The 19,405-nt window shown below is 36.6% G+C and carries 15 protein-coding genes and 1 pseudogene; 9 read left to right on the top strand and 7 right to left on the bottom strand.

Annotation, left to right across the window (positions count from 1 at the left end):
- Positions 1 to 39: 39 nt before the first annotated feature.
- Genes DKK79_RS10175 through DKK79_RS10165 form a run of 3 tightly spaced genes read right to left on the bottom strand, consistent with a single transcriptional unit; the run spans position 40 to position 3,048 of the window.
- Positions 40 to 1,020 carry an aldo/keto reductase gene (locus DKK79_RS10175; protein ID WP_110423966.1) on the bottom strand — a complete coding sequence of 327 codons (981 nt, stop codon included), beginning with the start codon at positions 1,018 to 1,020 and terminating at the stop codon, positions 40 to 42.
- The gene (locus DKK79_RS10170) at positions 1,013 to 1,990 is read right to left on the bottom strand and encodes a carbohydrate kinase family protein (protein ID WP_110423965.1); all 978 of its coding nucleotides are present in this window, start codon (positions 1,988 to 1,990) and stop codon (positions 1,013 to 1,015) included. Before DKK79_RS10170 ends, DKK79_RS10175 begins: the two co-directional genes overlap by 8 nt.
- A gap of 14 nt (positions 1,991 to 2,004) precedes the next feature.
- Complete coding sequence (locus tag DKK79_RS10165) at positions 2,005 to 3,048, bottom strand: NAD(P)-dependent alcohol dehydrogenase (protein ID WP_110423964.1); 1,044 nt, start codon at positions 3,046 to 3,048, stop codon at positions 2,005 to 2,007.
- Between the two features lie 431 nt (positions 3,049 to 3,479).
- Between DKK79_RS10165 and hemG the strand changes: the two genes are divergently transcribed.
- Together hemG and typA are read left to right on the top strand one after the other, a co-directional pair.
- Entirely contained in the window at positions 3,480 to 4,019 is a 540-nt protein-coding gene (gene hemG / locus DKK79_RS10160) for a menaquinone-dependent protoporphyrinogen IX dehydrogenase (RefSeq protein WP_110423963.1), read from the top strand.
- Between the two features lie 147 nt (positions 4,020 to 4,166).
- Positions 4,167 to 5,990: a ribosome-dependent GTPase TypA gene (gene typA, locus DKK79_RS10155; RefSeq protein ID WP_110423962.1), complete on the top strand. Its 1,824-nt coding sequence runs from the start codon at positions 4,167 to 4,169 to the stop codon at positions 5,988 to 5,990.
- An 84-nt stretch (positions 5,991 to 6,074) separates the two neighbouring features.
- Here typA and DKK79_RS14945 read toward each other — a convergent pair whose 3' ends face one another.
- Entirely contained in the window at positions 6,075 to 6,149 is a 75-nt protein-coding gene (locus tag DKK79_RS14945; protein ID WP_375537982.1) for an IS3 family transposase, read from the bottom strand.
- A 62-nt stretch (positions 6,150 to 6,211) separates the two neighbouring features.
- On the opposite strand from DKK79_RS14945, the pseudogene DKK79_RS14735 reads away from it, so the two are divergent.
- Positions 6,212 to 6,358 (top strand): annotated as a pseudogene (locus tag DKK79_RS14735) (hypothetical protein); the annotation flags it as partial.
- A 46-nt stretch (positions 6,359 to 6,404) separates the two neighbouring features.
- Here DKK79_RS14735 and DKK79_RS10150 read toward each other — a convergent pair.
- Both DKK79_RS10150 and DKK79_RS10145 read right to left on the bottom strand, forming a co-directional pair.
- Positions 6,405 to 6,791 (bottom strand): RnfABCDGE type electron transport complex subunit B, encoded by a 387-nt coding sequence (locus DKK79_RS10150; protein WP_110423961.1) that lies wholly within the window; start codon positions 6,789 to 6,791, stop codon positions 6,405 to 6,407.
- A 13-nt stretch (positions 6,792 to 6,804) separates the two neighbouring features.
- Complete coding sequence (locus tag DKK79_RS10145) at positions 6,805 to 8,511, bottom strand: formate--tetrahydrofolate ligase (RefSeq protein WP_110423960.1); 1,707 nt, start codon at positions 8,509 to 8,511, stop codon at positions 6,805 to 6,807.
- 145 nt (positions 8,512 to 8,656) lie between these two features.
- Between DKK79_RS10145 and sohB the strand changes: the two genes are divergently transcribed.
- The 4 genes from sohB to DKK79_RS10120 all read left to right on the top strand — a co-directional run bounded on the left by sohB (position 8,657) and on the right by DKK79_RS10120 (position 14,816).
- Positions 8,657 to 9,709, top strand: coding sequence for a protease SohB (gene sohB, locus DKK79_RS10140; RefSeq protein ID WP_110423959.1), 1,053 nt, complete (start codon positions 8,657 to 8,659; stop codon positions 9,707 to 9,709).
- Positions 9,710 to 10,264: 555 nt separating this feature from the next.
- Positions 10,265 to 11,644: a hypothetical protein gene (locus tag DKK79_RS10135; RefSeq protein ID WP_110423958.1), complete on the top strand. Its 1,380-nt coding sequence runs from the start codon at positions 10,265 to 10,267 to the stop codon at positions 11,642 to 11,644.
- Positions 11,645 to 12,793: 1,149 nt separating this feature from the next.
- Positions 12,794 to 14,191 carry a hypothetical protein gene (locus tag DKK79_RS10125; RefSeq protein ID WP_110423956.1) on the top strand — a complete coding sequence of 466 codons (1,398 nt, stop codon included), beginning with the start codon at positions 12,794 to 12,796 and terminating at the stop codon, positions 14,189 to 14,191.
- 367 nt (positions 14,192 to 14,558) lie between these two features.
- Positions 14,559 to 14,816 (top strand): hypothetical protein, encoded by a 258-nt coding sequence (locus DKK79_RS10120; RefSeq protein WP_110423955.1) that lies wholly within the window; start codon positions 14,559 to 14,561, stop codon positions 14,814 to 14,816.
- Between the two features lie 525 nt (positions 14,817 to 15,341).
- Here the strand turns inward: DKK79_RS10120 and DKK79_RS10115 are convergent.
- Positions 15,342 to 16,034, bottom strand: coding sequence for a hypothetical protein (locus tag DKK79_RS10115; protein WP_110423954.1), 693 nt, complete (start codon positions 16,032 to 16,034; stop codon positions 15,342 to 15,344).
- A gap of 204 nt (positions 16,035 to 16,238) precedes the next feature.
- Between DKK79_RS10115 and rnr the strand changes: the two genes are divergently transcribed.
- Positions 16,239 to 18,647: a ribonuclease R gene (gene rnr / locus DKK79_RS10110; RefSeq protein ID WP_110423953.1), complete on the top strand. Its 2,409-nt coding sequence runs from the start codon at positions 16,239 to 16,241 to the stop codon at positions 18,645 to 18,647.
- Positions 18,648 to 19,400, top strand: coding sequence for a 23S rRNA (guanosine(2251)-2'-O)-methyltransferase RlmB (gene rlmB / locus DKK79_RS10105; RefSeq protein ID WP_110423952.1), 753 nt, complete (start codon positions 18,648 to 18,650; stop codon positions 19,398 to 19,400).
- Positions 19,401 to 19,405: the final 5 nt, after the last annotated feature.

Genomic DNA, 19,405 nt, shown 5'->3' with positions numbered 1-19,405 from the left:
ACTTAGTAGGTTTATTAGTCAGCTGAATGAGCCTTATTTTTATGAAATATCTTCGGCTAGTTTTCTAATATAATTTTTATCTTGTTCAGATAAGTTTATATCTGTCGCTTTGCTGTTTTCATCTAATTCAGCTTTAGTGGTGGAACCACTAAGCACATTAATATTATCACCTTGCGCAAGTATCCAAGCGATAGCAAGATTGGCGATACTACAGTGATATTTTTCACATAATGGTTTCCATTTATTCATCATATCAATAGCATTAGATAGATTTTTAGGTTCAAACCACTTTTTTCCAAATCTTGCTGTACCTTTAGGGGCAATATAATCTTTTTCAATGGCACCAGTTAAAATGCCCATTTCTAAAGGGGAATAAGCTTGTAGAGTAATATCATGTTCCTTACACAAAGGTAACAGCTCTTTCTCAACTTGCCTATCTAATACACTGTATTTTGCTTGGACAATATCTAATTGACCATATTTTAGATATTCTTTGACATGGTTGATATCTACATTGGCTGCACCGATTGCCTTTATTTTGCCTTCTGCTTTCAATTCATTTAACACTGCAACGGTTTCTGAAATTGGTGTAAAAAAAGGTTCAACTGATTGCCAATGAGTCATATAAACATCAATATAATCAGTTTGTAATCGTTTTAAACTGCTCTCAACTTCTAATCTAATTGATTCTTTTGATAAATTTTTAAATTGAGAGCGTTCGCCAACTTTATTAAAAAAACTTCCTTCTCGTTCCCATGTAATACCACATTTGGTAATAATGATGTATTTGTCGCGTATTTCTTTAATTGCTTCGCCAACAATTGCCTCACTATTGCCAAAATTATAAGCCGGAGCGGTATCTAAAAAATTTATATTTTTTTCAAGTGCATATCTAATTGTTTCTATTGAAACTTGTTTATTATCTTGATTGCCAAAAGCGGGACCGCCACCAATTGCCCATGTTCCTAAGCCAATTCTTGATATATCAAGTCCAGTTTTACCTAATTTCATTTTATTCACAACTCACTCTCCCATTACTTTTTTCATAAATTGCGATCATCTCTTCTACTTGTTTACGACTTTTCACGCCGGTTGTTGCTCCTAGTGACTCAATTGATACTGAAGCTACTGCATTACCAAATACCGCACACTCTTCAATTGATTGTCCTCTTAATAAGGCAGAAATAAATCCTGATGCAAAGTTATCGCCTGCGCCGATAGTATCAATTTTGACGCCTTTAGGTTTTTTGAACGCGGGGGCAATTTTGCTTAGATGTTGGTTTTTAATGTAACAACCATTTTTTCCAATTTTGATAAGCACGTTCTTTACCCCTAATGCAATGAAAGTATCCGCAATCTCACTCAGTTCTGTTTTCCCTGTGAGCTCAGATGCTTCATCATAATTGGGGAAGAAGTAATCAATATAACTTAATGCTTCAGCAATATCAGTTAAACCTTCACCTAACCGACTCTTAACCATATCAGCGCAAATAATCATATGTTCAGATTTTGCTTTTTTGAAAATTGAAACTAATGCGTGATTATCCAATTTAGGATTATTGAAAATACTTGCTAAAGATAAAATTTTTGCTTGTTTGATATTAGCCAGTTCAATGTCTTGTAAGGACATCTTCCAAAGACTACCATTTCTATTGGTGACAAACGTTCGCTCACCATCTTCCTGAACCAAACCTACATTTATAGATGTGGTGATATCTTCTCGGGTTATTAAATTGTCTGTAATAATATTATTTTGTTGGGCAAAATCTTTAATAAATTTACCTGCAACATCATTACCAACCATCGCAAATAATGATACTTTGTGACCAAGTCTTGTAATTATTGTTGCTTCATTTATTGCATCTCCGCCTATCGTCATTGATATATTATCAACTGGATAAGAAACATTTTTAAAGATATGTTCACCTACCGGATATAAAGGTAAATCAACAATTGCTGCACCAATACAAATCACTTCAACACTGCTCATTTCAAAACTCCTTTTTAATCAGCTACTTTGATTACGCCTTTAATTAACTCTTTTTTGTTGTTAACTGAAAATTCAAAGGCCTTCTGAGTATCTTGGTAATTGAAAAAACGATCGGCAATTGAATCTACGTCAAAGTCTCCATTAGCGATAGAATCTATGGTTGCCGGGAAATCATTGGCATATCTGAAAACAGTTTGAATGGTGACTTCACGATTAATTTTCAAAAATTCAACAGGAACACCACCCGCAATAGAACCAACGATTAGAATTTTTCCTCGGCGTTTAACAACTTCTAAAGCTTTTTCTGCAGTGAAAATTGAACCAGCAGTTTCCAGCACCACATCGGCACCATATTCGCCAACAATACTTTTAACTTTCTCGGTTAATTGCGGATCGTTACCTTTGAGGGTTGCAGTGGCACCTAGTTCAATGGCTTTAGTTAACCGATTGTCTAAGATGTCGATCATTACAATTTTTGCCGCGCCTTTCAATTTGCATGCTTGCAGTGTCATCAGACCAATACAGCCAGCACCTAAAATCACAACGGTTTTACCTAATAAATCTCCGGCCATTTTAGCTGCATGAATACCTACTGCCGCAGGTTCAACAAGTGCACCTTCTATTAGTGACATGTTTTCAGGAAGATGGAAGGTCATTGCTTCAGGATGGGTTAAATAGTTAGTAAGTGCGCCACGATAATTGGGCTGAGTAGCCATAAAGTCAACATTAGGACAGACATTGTAATGACCAGATAAACAAAACTCACAGGTATAACAAGGTACTCCAGGTTCTATACATACTCGTTGTCCGACCTTGAATTTTCTAACATTTTTACCGATTTTTTTAATAATTCCGGAACATTCATGACCCAAACCAATAATTTGATTTGGGTCTTTAGGTGGAATATAGGGGCCGTGTTCGAATCCATGAACATCTGAACCGCAGATACCAACATATTTTACTTCAATTAAAACTTCATCATCTTTAGGGGTAGGCATTTGCGTCTCTTTGATAACCATTTTTCCCGGTTTTTCCAATATTGCGACAGTATTTTTCATAAGATATCTCCAGATGTATAAATAGTTTTTTGTAGTGCTTAATGTCTATAACAGACAATAAATTAATGCTAAAAAAGATTAAAACACAGATTTAATTTTTATAATAAAGATATAAATTTGGTATTTCAAACTTTTTTTCTGTGAATTGCTAGCTATATCACAAAATTCTATCAACCAATTCCATCTCGATTACTCTTGGTTTAACCAAAAAAGCCGTCATTTCTTTTTAAAAAATAAAAAAGTAAAATTAACGCATTCGTTTTTCTGTTTTAATATTGGTATATAATATGTTGTTATTTTTATTTCTTAATTTGTCTATTGCGAAGGCATAGGTTTATGTGATATCAACTTGGCAATAGTTTCTAAGACAAATTTTAGGCGACAATCCGTTGTCCTCGGATACATTTATAAACGCTAATAGGAAACGTAAAATGAAGGTCTTACTGCTTTACACCACTCACGAAAAGCAAACCCTTAAAATTATGCAGCGAATAAAAACGCATCTTGTGGGTAAATGTGATTGTGATTTGCTTGAGTTATTGCCCGGAAGTAAGATTGATCTTGGTAGCTATCAAGCGGTTTTAATAGGTTGTTCAATTCGATATGGTTTTTACAGTAAAACCATGAAAAAATTTATTGATGCTAATTTTGCGCAATTAAATACGCTTAAATCGGGATTCTTCGGTGTGAATGTAGTGGCGAGGAAACCGCATAAAAATACACCTGAAACCAATTTATACACCAAAAAGTTCCTCGCTAAAATTGCCTGGCAACCAACTATCAAAGCGGTATTCGCTGGTGCGCTTTATTATCCTAAGTATAACTGGTTCGATCGTAATATGATTCGATTTATTATGTGGTTAGGTAAGGGCGATACCGATGTTACTAAAGAGGTGATCGAGTATACAAATTGGGCTAAAGTAGATGAATTCGCCGAGCAATTTGTCGCACTTATTGATCCTCAATCCTAGCATTTTGCTAAAATAAGGCACTATTTTCGTTAAATATCAAGTCTTAAACTTCTTTTGCAGAAACTTTGTGATATAGATCAACTTTTTTACTAAAAAGGTGTACAATATTGCGCCTAAAGAATCTGTCTCCTAATTGGGATTTTAATTGTGATTGAAAATTTAAGAAATATAGCCATTATTGCTCACGTTGACCATGGTAAAACAACCTTGGTTGATAAACTTTTAAAACAGTCTGGTACACTAGATAATTTGCGTGGCGATGACAACGAGAGAATAATGGATTCTAACGCGCTTGAAAAAGAGCGTGGTATTACTATTTTAGCTAAAAATACCGCTATTGATTGGAATGGTTACCGAATTAATATCGTTGATACCCCAGGTCATGCCGATTTTGGTGGTGAAGTTGAACGTGTAATGTCGATGGTTGACTCAGTACTATTGCTTGTTGATGCAATGGATGGACCAATGCCACAAACACGTTTCGTGACGCAAAAAGCGTTTGCTTATGGTTTAAAACCAATTGTGGTTATCAACAAAGTTGACCGTCCGGGTGCACGTCCTGATTGGGTTGTCGATCAAGTATTCGACCTATTCGTTAATCTTGGCGCAACTGATGAACAACTTGACTTCCCAATTGTTTATGCATCAGCTTTAATGGGGATTGCAGGTCTTGATCATGAAGACATGGCGCAAGACATGACACCACTATTTGAAGCGATTGTTGAACATGTAGAGCCACCAAAAGTGGATTTAGATGGTCCATTCCAAATGCAAATTTCGCAACTTGATTATAACAATTATGTTGGTGTTATTGGGATTGGGCGTATTAAACGTGGTCGCGTTAAACCAAATCAACAAGTCACTATTGTTGATAGCGAGGGTAACAAACGCACTGGCAAAGTTGGTCAAGTATTAGGTCACTTAGGCTTACAACGTTATGAAGCAGAAGTTGCCGAAGCTGGCGATATTATTGCTATCACTGGTTTAGGTGAACTTGGTATCTCAGATACGATTTGTGATAACAGCTGTGTTGAAGCATTACCAGCATTAAGTGTCGATGAACCAACGGTAACCATGTTCTTTAATGTTAATAGCTCACCATTTGCCGGTAAAGAAGGTAAATATGTCACTTCTCGACAAATCCTTGAACGCTTAAATAAAGAACTAGTGCATAACGTGGCATTACGCGTTGAAGAAACTCCAGATCCAGATGCATTTAAAGTTTCAGGTCGTGGTGAATTGCACTTATCGGTGCTTATCGAAAATATGCGTCGTGAAGGTTATGAGCTTGGTGTATCTCGTCCTAAAGTTATCTATAGAGAAGTCGACGGTAAAAAGCAAGAACCTTTCGAACAAGTGACTTTAGATATTGAAGAACAGCACCAAGGTTCAGTGATGGAAGCCTTAGGTTTACGTAAAGGTGATTTAACCAATATGTTACCTGATGGTAAAGGTCGGGTACGTTTAGATTATGTGATCCCAAGCCGTGGTCTTATCGGTTTTAGAACTGAATTTATGACTATGACATCTGGTACAGGTTTACTTTACTCAACATTTAGCCATTACGATGATGTTCGCCCAGGTGAAATCGGTCAACGTATTAATGGGGTAATGATTTCAAACGGTACGGGTAAAGCGTTAGCTTATGCACTTTATAGCTTACAAGATCGTGGTAAATTATTCCTTGGTCATGGTGCTGAAGTTTATGAAGGGCAAATTATTGGTATCCATACTCGCTCAAATGATTTAACCGTAAACTGCTTAACTGGTAAGAAATTAACTAACATGCGAGCATCCGGTACGGATGAAGCAACTACCTTATCACCACCAGTAAAAATGTCATTAGAACAAGCATTAGAGTTTATTGATGATGATGAGTTAGTTGAAGTTACGCCATTATCTGTTCGTCTACGTAAACGTCATTTAACGGAAAACGACCGTAAACGTGCATTTAGAAGTAATAAAGAGTGATACTTTAATACTTTTAATTGTCTAAAATAAAGCAAATAAAACCTCGCTAATTATGAAGTGACCCCATAAAGTTGGACACTTTTATTAAGCGGCTTGTAAGGCCTGATTTCGATATTCAACCGGAGTCAGGCCTTTTAATTTGGCTTTAACTCGGGCGATGGCGTCGGCAATCGATTGTTTGCGATCATTGATCGGGTAGTGATGAAGTAACTAGATAATCACCACCAGTGACAATGTCGTTAGCACATGTATTAGCGTTTATTGATGATGATGAGTTAGTTAAAGTTACGCCATTATCTGTTCGTCTACGTAAACGTCATTTAACCGAAAACGGCCGTAAACGGGCATTTAGCAGTAATAATGAGTAATACTTTAATACTTCTAATGGGATAAAATGAAGAAAATAAAACCTCACTAATTAGCGAGGTTTTTTCTGGCTTTAACTCGGGCGATGGCATCGGCAATCGATTGTTTGCGATCTTTCTGTGTAGTCGCACTACTTGTCGACATCGACCTAGGGAATAAAATAGTAGGTGGAACTAACTGATTACGGCTTAAGCGTTGTTGTTTCTTCTCGGTTAACAATAACTCTTCTTGCTCACTTAGGGCAACGCCAAGGGTCGTTAAGGTAATACAGTCAGTTGGACAGGTATTAATACAATTACTACAAGAGGTGCAGAACTGCGGTAATATAGTATGTAGTACCTGTTTGCTACCAACAATAGCATCAGTAGGGCAAACGCGAATACATTTGCCACAACCAATACAATTTTCTTCATCAATAAGGGCTTTATATTGCATAATCAATTTTGAATTAACTTAAACCAACAATATTACCATCTTTGTCAATATCAATATGACGATAAGCTGGATTGGTACCGAGCCCAGGCATTGTCATTACATTACCTGCATAAACCCGAATAAAACCAGCACCGGCAGATATTGCTAAATGACTGATATCAACATCAAAATTGGTTGGTACATTTTTTAAATTTGCATCAGCACTAATTGACATTGGTGTTTTCGCGATACAAAGTGGTAAGTGCTCTAATTTTAATGCTTCAATTTCTTTAATGTTTTTAAGCGCTGTGTCTGATAAATTAGCTTTATTAGCACCATATTTTTTTACCATAGTTTGAATCTTATCCATTAATGACATACTGTCGGGATAAGGTAACTTGATTTCACTTGGCATATCACACGCTTTAATCACATGTTTAGCCAGTTTCTCTGCGCCTTTACCGCCTTGAGTAAATACTTCACTCACTTCACAGGCAAATGCACCATGTTCAATCGCGTATTTTTGTAAAAATGCTAATTCTTCTTCACTATCATGTGGGAATCGATTGATTGCAACAATCACTTGTAAACCATAACTTTTAGCATTATTGATATGCCAAGCTAAATTAGCTGCACCAATTTCTAGTAATTCCACATTAGACTCTGAGATCTCTTTCGGTATGGCTTGTCCAGGTTTGATATTATATTTACCGCTATTGGATTTTAAGCTACGTACAGTTGCGACTAAAACCACACAGGATGCTTTAACGCCAGCTTGTCGATATTTAATGTTAAAGAATTTTTCCATACCCATGTCAGATCCAAATCCAGCTTCGGTTATCACATAGTCAGCTAATTGCAAAGCAATGCGGTCAGCGATAACCGATGAGTTCCCATGGGCAATATTCGCAAATGGTCCGGCATGAATTAACACTGGAGTGCTCTCAACGGTTTGCATCAAGTTTGGATTGATGGCATTTTTAAGCAATACCGTCATGGCACCCGCCACTTCAAGTTGCTCGGCGGTGATTGGCTCACCGTGGGTATTATAGGCTAAAATAATACGACCAATACGTGTTCGCATATCATGTAAATCGGAAGCCAACGCCAATATTGCCATCAGTTCAGATGCGGCGGTGATCTCAAATCCATCACGGCGTTCAATACCATTGACGCCACCGCCAACACCGACAGTAATATTACGCAGAGCGCGATCATTGTGATCGATAACACGTTTCCAAACAATACGATTAACATCGATGTTTAAACGTGGTAACCCCGTTTGTGTTGTAAATTCATCACCAAGGCGCTCTTCATGATAAAGACGAGAATCTAATGCCGCAGACGCTAAATCGTGGGCGGCGGTAATCGCATGAATATCTCCAGTAAGATGAAGATTTAATGTCTCCATCGGCAAAACTTCGGCTTGCCCGCCACCGGCAGCACCACCTTTGACCCCAAAAACTGGTCCTAAGCTAGGTTGACGAATACAGGCGATAGCAGATTTACCTAAATAGTTAAGACCTTCACTCAAGCCTATTGTATTAACCGTTTTACCTTCACCTAACGGAGTTGGTGTAATGGCGGTAACTAAAACTAGTTTACCATCCACTTTATTTCGCTTGTCGTTAAGAATTGATAAGTCGATTTTGGCGACATGCTTGCCGTAAGGAAGTACGTATTGTTCAGGAATATTACATTTTTCAGCGATTTCTGTTATTGGGCGTAAGGGCATTTTCATTCTCGTATTGCAATAAATTAGGCTGTCAGTATAAAGAATTTAAAATGCCGAATAAAGCAACAATTTAATCTTTATTGATTTTCGGCACAATCGTTAATTATCTTGTTATAATAGCAAAAATTTTCAACTTAAGGATATTAGTTAAATGAACTGGTTTTCACAGTATTCTCTCTTCTTGGCTGAAACAGCAACTGTTGTTATTGCTATTTTAGTGGTATTAATTTTTATTTTAAGTCAACGGCGAAAATCATCAACGATTGCTGGACGTTTATCCGTAAAAGATATTAGTCAAGAGTATGAACAAGTCAAAGATGACATGCTAATGTCAAGCATGGATGAAGTTGAAGCCAAACAATTTAATAAAGAACTTAAAAAACAAAAAAAACTCGAAAAGAAACAAGCTAAACAAGCTGCTAAAAAGAAAGACAAAACCGATGAGAATGCTAAATCATCAGATGCTAAACCTAAATTATTTGTTCTATCATTTAACGGCAGTATGGATGCCCACGAAGTTGAAGAACTACGTCAAGAGATCACGGCGGTGCTCGCCATCATCAAACCAGAAGATCAAGTGGTAGTAAAACTTGAAAGCCCAGGTGGGGTAGTGCATGGTTATGGGCTTGCTGCTTCACAGCTATTACGTTTTAGAACACGTAATATTCCATTTACAGCAGTGGTTGACAAAGTTGCAGCCAGTGGTGGCTATATGATGGCTTGTACCGCCAGTAAAATTGTTGCAGCGCCGTTTGCAATTGTCGGTTCAATTGGTGTAGTTGCGCAAATCCCTAACTTTAATCGATTACTAAAAAAACATGATGTTGATATTGAATTACAAACAGCGGGAGAATATAAACGAACCCTAACTATGTTTGGTGAAAACACCGACGAAGGTCGTCAAAAATTTAAACAAGAACTCGAAGAGACGCACCTATTATTTAAAGACTTTGTAAAAGAATATCGACCAAATATCGATATAGAACAGGTGGCTACCGGCGAACACTGGTTTGCCACTCAAGCTAAAGAAAAGGGACTGGTCGACGAAATTAGTACCAGTGATGACTTTATCTTATCGTATTTAGACACTCATAAAATCATTGCGGTTAGCTATCAACGTAAACAAAAACTATCCGAAAAACTGTCAAAAAACGTCGTAAAAGGCATGGAGAGATTATTTTTCAGACAAGGAAACGGACTATAACAGTCCGTTTTTTAATTAAGATAACATTATACTGTTCGCGTGCGAACAGTATAAATAGACCTACGGTAACATTGTAAAAAATTAAAAAAGGACTTTAGAACGATAATATCCGTTACATTTAACTAAATCAATTGTTAATAAGCAATTTTAATGGTTAAAACTTGCTTGTTAGTACTATTAGGTTATTGCTTTTAAATGTTATTTTGTGGGAATTTTACAAAAGTTAACAATTTAAACGTTAAAATATGTTGCGTCGATTTGTTGAACTATTATAATTTTATCCGCTGAAGGAAGATCAGTGAAGATCAGTTAAAATACAACCGAACAAAAGAATAAATTCAAATAAAACATAAATTTAATTGACAGGAATGTCGAAATGCATTATAATTTTCAACACGCAACACGCAACACGCAACCTGCCCAACCTATAATCTAAAATCGTCTAATTTTTGCCATCGATATTTACTATTTCACTTTAGTCTATTTTTTGATCGCATTTTAAGCGCTCCGCAGACATTGTTTCAACGCTTTGGGTTGTTGCGGCAGATTTTTTTAGTGGTATTGCTTATTTCACTGTTATTGGCTTGTTGTTCTAGTCAAGCGTTAACCGCTAAAACATCAAATATTATTCATGGTAACGCACCCTATTTAACCTTTGATGGTGGTCTTACTTCGGTAACTAGTTCGGAAGGTTTTCTTTGGATAACTTTATCCAATGGGGTTAAATTTACTCCAGCAAGCAATAATTCGTCAATCAAACCCATTAAGTTGCCAAATAGTGGTCAAAGTTTTGCTGATATCGGTATGTTAGTACCAACCGACAGCAATTCTATAGCATTAAATTCGCTTATCGGTTCACCTAATAATTATTGGGGTGATAGTGATGGCGATGGTCAGGGTTTTAATGGTATAGCGGTTACCGGTAATTTAAGCCTCTCTATTGTTGATAAAAATGACAATGCGGTAGCACGCAATGAAGTTTTAACAATATGTGATGCACCTTATAAAGTAACTTTAATGAGTACAGACGGAACATTACGCACGCGTTATGGGGTTCCTAATAGTAGTAGTTTTAGTGCTAGTAGTACAACTTATTATGTTAATCCTAATGAACATCCAAAGGTCTGCTTTGCTAAACCTAACCTAATATACGGTTCAAATACTGAAATTAATGGTATAGATTTTCGCGGTCCAGTTTCAATTTGGAATTCTAATAAGGGGTTTATCCCCCAGTCTACCAATCCATCCTCTTATCATCTAAATTTTCCAACTACAGGCGCCAATAATTTATATTTTGATTTAGATATAGGTGGAGCGCAATCTTTAATATGGCCAGAGAAAATTGAGCATGGGGGAATTACCGCTACGCTTGAACCGAATTCTACCGGTACTAGCGTGAGAGTAACTCTAACTGGTCCGGCTGCAACGCCTTCACAATGGAGCTTTAGCGGATCCAATAACATCCTTAGACCTGAATTGCCGCAACTCTTTGAGTTAGTCGGTAAAGATGGAGATGGTAACGCTGTTGTCAAATATGGATTTAAATTAAAACAATGGTTTGTCAATCGTGGTAGTAAAAAAGATACTGCTATGAATCAGGCATTATGGTGTCGTGATATTGGATATCGCATGCCTGAGGTAAAAGATTTAACTAATGCTGCTTGTACGGGGGCATGGAGTGGGCCTCGTTGTGAAGGAGCGGTTGGCGCCACACCATCATCAGTTGGTAATTATTACCAGCGTCGCATTGATGCTGGTTTTTTTACTGAATGGGGTCACATGGTATTTTATCCTAACGCAGGTATTGGAAATGACTATTTTTATTGGACTAGTGATTCAGTTGGTAGTGATCAATTTATTGTGTATCCGTATGGTGGGGACTTTTATAAGTATGATGCATCCAGCGATTTTTATGTTTTTTGTTCCTTACCTTAGGCTTAGATTTCATTTTCATTTCTTGGTTATGAGGTCAAATAAAAAAATGCAAGTAATTGGCTAGAGCAAAATAGCTATTTAATAGTTTAATTTTTTTAATTTTTCTGCATGAGATTTTGGGATGAGATGCAGTGCAGAGTTCTTTTTTGAAGAAATTTTTGAGAAAAACTATTTTAATGGCTAAAAAATTAACAAATAAGTTTTTAAACAGTCGTCCAAACAAATAAATTTACAAAAATTAACAATTTAAATGCTAGCAACCATTGCGCGGTTTTTTCTAATTATTATAATTTTATTGTTCTAAAGGACGATTAGGTAATAAAGAACCTATCAGAGCAAAAACCAAATAAATCAAGTGGTTAATCGACAAGGATGTCGAATTGTATTATAGTAAATCAATTAACTATCAATAACTGTTCAAGCGATGATTTAAATTCCTCTAACTTTAGTAATTAAAGTTTCTGCTTTAACCTTACAGAATTTTCTCATCAAATTTAGTTCATGGTCGAGCATCATTATTGAATCTTTAATTATGCTACATATCCATGCGCATAATACTAAAAGTTTACTTAAGATAACTTTATCAGGTGGAACAACATTACCCCAAAAAACCAATAATTCATCATTTATACCGATAGTTTGCCAAACATGCGTGATATTTTTGCTGATAAATGATTAATGGTGATCAACAAGGTTAATGTAGTAACAAAATTGGCTAAATCCAACCAGACATCAAATTTTAGTCGATAATTTATCCGTTTATAATCAGTAATTTTTATTTTTAATATCAAATGTTAAAGTATAAATAAGGATGATTTTTACAAAAGTTAACAATTTAAACGTTAAAATATGTTGCGTCGATTTGTTGAACTATTATAATTTTATCCGCTGAAGGAAGATCAGTTAAAATACAACCGAATAAAAGAATAAATTCAAATAAAACATAAATTTAATTGACAGGAATGTCGAAATGCATTATAATTTTCAACACGCAACACGCAACACGCAATCTGCCCAACCTATAATCTAAAATCGTCTAATTTTTGCCATCGATATTTACTATTTCACTTTAGTCTATTTTTTGATCACATTTTAAGCGCTTCGCAGACATTGTTTCAACGCTTTGGGTTGTTGCGGCAGATTTTTTTAGTGGTATTGCTTATTTCACTGTTATTGACTACCTATCGTAGTCAAGCTTTAACCGCTAAAACATCAAATATTATTCATGGTAATGCCCCCTATTTAACCTTTGATGGCGGTCTTACTTCGGTAACTAGTTCGGAAGGTTTTCTTTGGATAACTTTATCCAATGGGGTTAAATTTACTCCAGCAAGCAATAATTCGTCAATCAACCCCATTAAGTTGCCAAATAGTGGTCAAAGTTTTGCTGATATCGGTATGTTAGTACCAACCGACAGCAATTCTATAGCATTAAATTCGCTTATCGGTTCACCTAATAATTATTGGGGTGATAATGATGGCGATGGTCAGGATTTTAATGGTATAGCGGCTACCGGTAATTTAAGCCTCTCTATTGTTGATAAAAATGACAATGCGGTAGCACGTAATGAAGTCTTAACAATATGTGATGCACCTTATAAAGTAACTTTAATGAGTACAGACGGAACATTACGCACGCGTTATGGGGTTCCTAATAGTAGTAGTTTTAGTGCTAGTAGTACAACTTACTATGTTAATCCTAATGAACATCCAAAGGTCTGTTTTGCTAAACCTAACACAAAATATGGGTCAGATACTGAAATTAGAGGTATAGACTTTCGCGGCCTTGCTTCAATGTGGAATTCTAATAAGGGGTTTATTCCCCAGTCTACTAATCCAGCCTCTTATCATCTAAATTTTCCAACTACAGGCGCCAATAATTTATATTTTGATTTAGATATAGGTGGAGCGCGATCTTTAATATGGCCAGAGAAGATTGAGCATGGGGGGATCACTGCTACGCTTGAACCGAATTCTACCGGTACTAGCGTGAGAGTAACCTTAACTGGTCCAGCTGCATCACCTTCACAATGGGTATCTAGCGAAACTAACAAAATCCTAAGACCTGAATTACCTCAACTCTTTGAATTAGTGGGTAAGGATAAGGATGGTAATGTCGTTGTGAGCTATGGATTTGAGTTAAAACAGTGGTTTATTAATCGAGGAACGGATAAGTATGATTACGCTAATACCTTGTCATGGTGTAATCATATAAAAAATTATCGCCTTCCTAAGGTTAAGGATTTAACTAATTCAGTTTGTTCAGGTATATGGAGTAATTTCCGTTGTAACGGAATTGTAGGTGCGCTACCTCCATCAGTTGGTAATCATTATCAACGTAATATCGGCGCAGGTCTTTTTTCCGAGTGGGGTTATATGGGTAACTATAATAATGCTTATTTTGGTAATGGTGATTACTATTGGACGGGTGACAAAGCAAATAATAGCATAGAGCCGCTCTATTTTGGGGTAAGTTCGGATGGTGGACATGTGCTTTGGTCGAACGATCTAAACTACTCTATTTATGGAATTTGTGTTTCTCTTTAATTATTATTTTTTAGTTGGAACGCAAATTAATAAAAATAGAACCAAACAAAGTGCAGATAGTTATTAAGCCAAAGTGACCGAATCAAAAGCTCTAGCGAGATTAAATATTTTTTAGCAGTCGAACAAAATCACTTAAGCACTACCATTTCCTTCAAATGGAAATAGTAAATTGAAACGCAGAAAATGGCTTATAAATTGACTGAATTTCGGCGTTAATTGATATACTTTTATACAAAAAACAAGTGATACTTAACAACCTGCTTAAGTTTTAAATCAATTCTTTCGATTGATTTCTATACTAATTAGTGTGTTGGATTAATAAATAATGTTTCCGCTTTATCTTCAATTCATACAGTTAGGGTAAATAATGGGGGATGCCCTTTATATTCTTTTAGGTAATGGTGTTACCCCATTAAGTGATTTACGTCAAGTAACAGGTATTAATTTTTCTGATGGTAATGGTTCTGGTCGAATTGATTGGATTACACTATTATCGAATCTTGGTGTAAGTTTACCTGCACCAAATAGAATGCATTATAGCGATGTAACAGAAGCGCATAATAAACCGAGTGATGGTATTTTACATAATATACCTAATCAACTAACTGCTGATGACATTGATTAGTTATATATCAGGACAAATAAAAGTTACTTGGTATGAAAATGATTGCCAATAACTAATGATAGATTAAATGAAAGTTCCCCACTATGACGGATCTTATACCTTAAAAGTAGAGGTCATAGATATTCAAAACAACACACGCTATGGTGTAGTAAACAATCGCTATTATCGAAGTAGTTAGGCGGAATTTACAATAGTTTCATATAATTGAAGTATCTATTTCTTAAAACAGAATGATATAGGTAATTATGCGATTATGGCTTTTCACACTAGTGTTTTTTTCATCATAAGATTGTCAATTTGCTGCATTTACGTTAGTGGACGAAGATGCCGACTAAGGTTGCTATCATCGTTGGCGTTGAGTGAGGGCGTTGTTGAGATAGGTTTATCTACCTTAGGGGGATTAAGTCTAAAATAATAGCTTAAATTACGTTTGTGCTTAAAATTCCATTTTATCCATTTGTCATTATTGAATTTTGCTAAAGTTATCTATTTTTATGAAATAGCGTAAAAAAATTATAAATATTATTAATCAATTATTACGCCTCTTGTGTTTAAGTTTTGATAAAAATAATCTGGTTTAAGTTTTTCTGATTTTGCGTCAAAATAATAGTCAGCCATTTTATTATCTGGACTAAATATATACATAAAGTACCTGTCGTTAGATTCACCTTCTTGATAGCCAACAGCAATAAAATGATCTTCATCTAGCCAAAAAATGGCTTCTAAAAATTGTGTCAGACCTAACCAAAGCACGATTCTTTTGGTTTTATTTTTACGATCGATTAAATAAATTTCTTGGCAATCCGAGTTGCCATAAAAAATATATTTATCAGATTGCGTTTCAGGATAAATATCTAAAAAGCTGATATATTTTTGTTTACTTGGTGAATAGTCATACATTTGCGGTATGTAAACATCATCACTAGCAGACTCAAACCCTTTGGTATAAATGCCCCGATAATTTTTATCAAATGGCCAAGAATTTTCATTCCCTGTATAAAAATTTGCTATATCTAAGTGATAATAATCGAGCCAATTTTTAATTAAGGGTTTAATCTTCTCAATTGTGGCATTAGATATTTTGCTTTTATTGCTATACGGATCTGATGATTGATTTTTTTGTTGGAGATTAACCGATTTTGGATTATTGGTAGCGATAGCTGTTGATAAATAGCTATTTAACCAAATGAAAGTAATAAAAATAAGAATATACTTCATGTAATGAACCAATTGATTAGCTGAATTTACAATTAATAATTATTTAACCAAAATGTTAATTAGTTAATTTCCGAAAATCATAAATTTAAGATTGTAGTGTAATTAAAATAATATGTATATTGTTAATAATCGGTGGGATGTAGATTTTAAGTTAAACAACTCTATGTTATCCTAAACTCAACATTCGATCACAGGACGCTCCATATGATAAAAGATCCATTTTACGATCGTGAGGCACAAAAATATGACTCGCCGATCGCCAGCCGTGAACTGATTTTGGATTATCTTACCCAAGAAGCAAAACCAGCCAGCTTAGAGAAAATAGCTAATGCCGTATCAATCAAATCTGATGAGCAGAAAGAGGCTTTACATCGCAGATTGCGGGCAATGGAACGTGATGGTCAGGTAGTGTATACCCGGCGTAAATGCTATGCCTTGCCAGAAAAATTCGATATGGTTAAGGGTAGTGTGATTGCACATCGTGATGGCTATGGTTTTCTGCGAGTTGAAGGTAAGCCGGAAGACTATTTCTTGTCACATGAGCAGATGAAAAAGGTTTTACAAGGTGATGTTATATTGGCTCAGCCAATCAACAGTCAATACCGAGGTAAGACCGAAGCGCGCGTGGTGCGGATTTTAGAACCTCGCACTAATCAAATTGTTGGTCGTTATTTTATTGAGCAAGGTGTTGGCTTTGTGGTGCCGGATGACAGTCGTTTGAATTTTGATATTTTGATCGCAGGTAAACCAAATCGTACTGTAAGAATGGGCTCGGTGGTTGTGGTTGAATTACAGCAACGACCTGAACGACGTCAAAAAGCAGTTGGCGTGATTAAGGAAGTACTTGGCGAAATTATGGGGACCAATTTAGCTATCGATATTTCATTACGTAATCATGAAATCCCTTATGAATTTCCTAAATTGGTTGAAAAGGAGGCCAGCAAATTTAGTGAACAAGTGCCAGAAAGCGCCAAAAAAGGCCGTAAGGATCTACGTGAGTTGCCGTTAGTAACCATTGATGGTGAAGATGCGCGTGACTTTGATGATGCGGTCTATTGCCAGAAGAATCGCGGTGGTGGTTACCGTTTATGGGTGGCCATAGCTGATGTGAGTTATTATGTGCGACCGGCTAAAGCGTTAGATAAAGAGGCTTGTTTGCGAGGGACTTCGGTCTATTTCCCATCGCGGGTGATCCCGATGTTGCCGGAAGTGTTATCCAATGGTCTTTGCTCACTCAATCCGCAAGTGGATCGCTTGTGTTTGGTGTGTGAAATGACCGTGTCGAATAAAGGGCGTTTGACTGGTTATCAATTCTATGAAGCGGTGATGAATTCACATGCCCGATTAACTTATACCAAAGTAGCCAAAATTTTAGAGGGTGATAAAGAGCTGCGTGAACATTATCGTGAGTTGGTTCCCCATCTTGAAAATCTTTATGGGCTTTACAAAGTGTTGGATAGTGCTCGAGTTGCTCGTGGCGCTATTGGTTTTGAATCGGAAGAGCCAAAGTTCATCTTTAATGCGGATAAACGTATTGAGAGCATCGAGTTAGTTCAACGAAACGATGCGCATAAGATTATTGAAGAGTGTATGATTTTAGCCAATGTAGCAGCAGCAAAATTGGTGATTAATGCTGAGATTCCTTCGCTATTTCGTGTACATGATAGACCGGATGAAGATCGCATGAACAATTTACGCAGTATTTTAAGTGAACTCGGTTTATCTCTCGGTGGCGGTAATAATCCCAAACCAAAAGATATTGCTAAGTTAATGGTTGAAGTTGAAGCAAGACCTGACCATGAGATGTTGCAGACGGTGATTTTACGATCGATGAAGCAGGCAATTTACGATCCTGAAAATCGTGGACACTTTGGGCTAGCACTTGAGGAGTATGCACATTTTACTTCGCCAATTCGTCGTTATCCGGATTTGTTATTACATAGAGCGATCAAATGGGTGTTGGCTGATCAGCAGCACAAAACCAGTAAAACCGGAGGGCATCGTTATTCCACTAGTGAGATGCTCTATTTTGGTGAACACTGTTCGATGACCGAGCGCCGTGCGGATGAAGCCGTTCGTGATGTGGTTGACTGGTTAAAATGTGATTATATGCAAGATCATGTTGGCGAGGTGTTTAATGGTACTATTTCGAGTGTGGTTAACTTCGGCTTTTTTGTACGATTAGATGATCTGTTTATTGATGGTCTGGTACATGTTTCGTCGCTAGAAAATGATTATTATATTTATGACGCGTCGCGTAATCGTTTAATTGGTGAAAATACTCGCTTTACATATCGTTTGGGTGATAAAGTTCAAGTAAAGGTCGAAAATGTTAATCCTGAAGAACGTAAAATTGATTTTTCATTGGTAGACAGTGATAATAAGCCACAACGTCAAGGTAAAACAGCAAAAAATAAGGCGAAAAAAGCCGATATTGAAGCTGATGTACCAGTTAAACGCAAAAGTAAGAGTCAAGCTGATAGTCAAAAGAAGAAAGCGAGTGCGGTGGTAAAAGCAAAAACAAAAAAACGCACTGAGGCTAAAGCTACGGCTAAAAAAACGTCTAAATCAGCGTTGACCGCTAGCAATAAGAGAAAAAAGAGTAAAAAATAGATGAGTGAAACAGTTTACGGTATCCACGCGATTGAAGCTTTATTGACGCGTGCACCTGAAAGAATTATTGAAGTTTTTATTGCTAAAGGCCGAGAAGATAAGCGCCTAAATGCCCTTGTTCACGAGTTGGAACAGATAGGTTTAGCGGTGAAAGTGACCAATAGACAGTACTTAGATGAAAAAACCAAAAACGGCGTGCATCAAGGCATTTTGGCAATGGTTAAACCAAGTCGTGGTTATCAGGAAAATGATATCCCATTATTGATGGAACAACAGCCAAATCCGGTTATTTTAATTTTAGATGGTGTGACCGATCCGCATAATTTAGGTGCTTGTATTCGCACAGCTGACGCCGCAGGTGTGAGTTTTATTATTGTGCCGAAAGATCGCTCAGCATCACTTAATTCAACCGCTCAGAAAGTTGCATGTGGCGCGGCTGAGAGTGTACCAGTTGTTAGAGTGACAAATCTGGCTCGGACTATGCGGATGTTACAAGATGAATATCAAGTTTGGATTGTGGGCACTGCTGGCGAAGCGACAAGTACACTATATCAAACCGATTTTTATAAAAATTCAAAAGCCTTGCCACTGGCGTTAGTAATGGGCGCAGAAGGTGAAGGTATGCGTCGATTAACCAAAGAGCATTGCGATGAGTTGGTGAGTATACCAATGGCGGGAATTGTTTCTTCGCTTAATGTGTCGGTTGCTACTGGCGTTTGTTTATTTGAAATTGTTAGACAAAAAAATAGATAGTAAGA

The sequence above is a fragment of the Gilliamella apicola genome (assembly GCF_003202915.1).
Lineage (GTDB): Bacteria > Pseudomonadota > Gammaproteobacteria > Enterobacterales > Orbaceae > Gilliamella > Gilliamella apicola_Q.
This window is presented reverse-complemented; position numbering and strand designations above follow the sequence as displayed.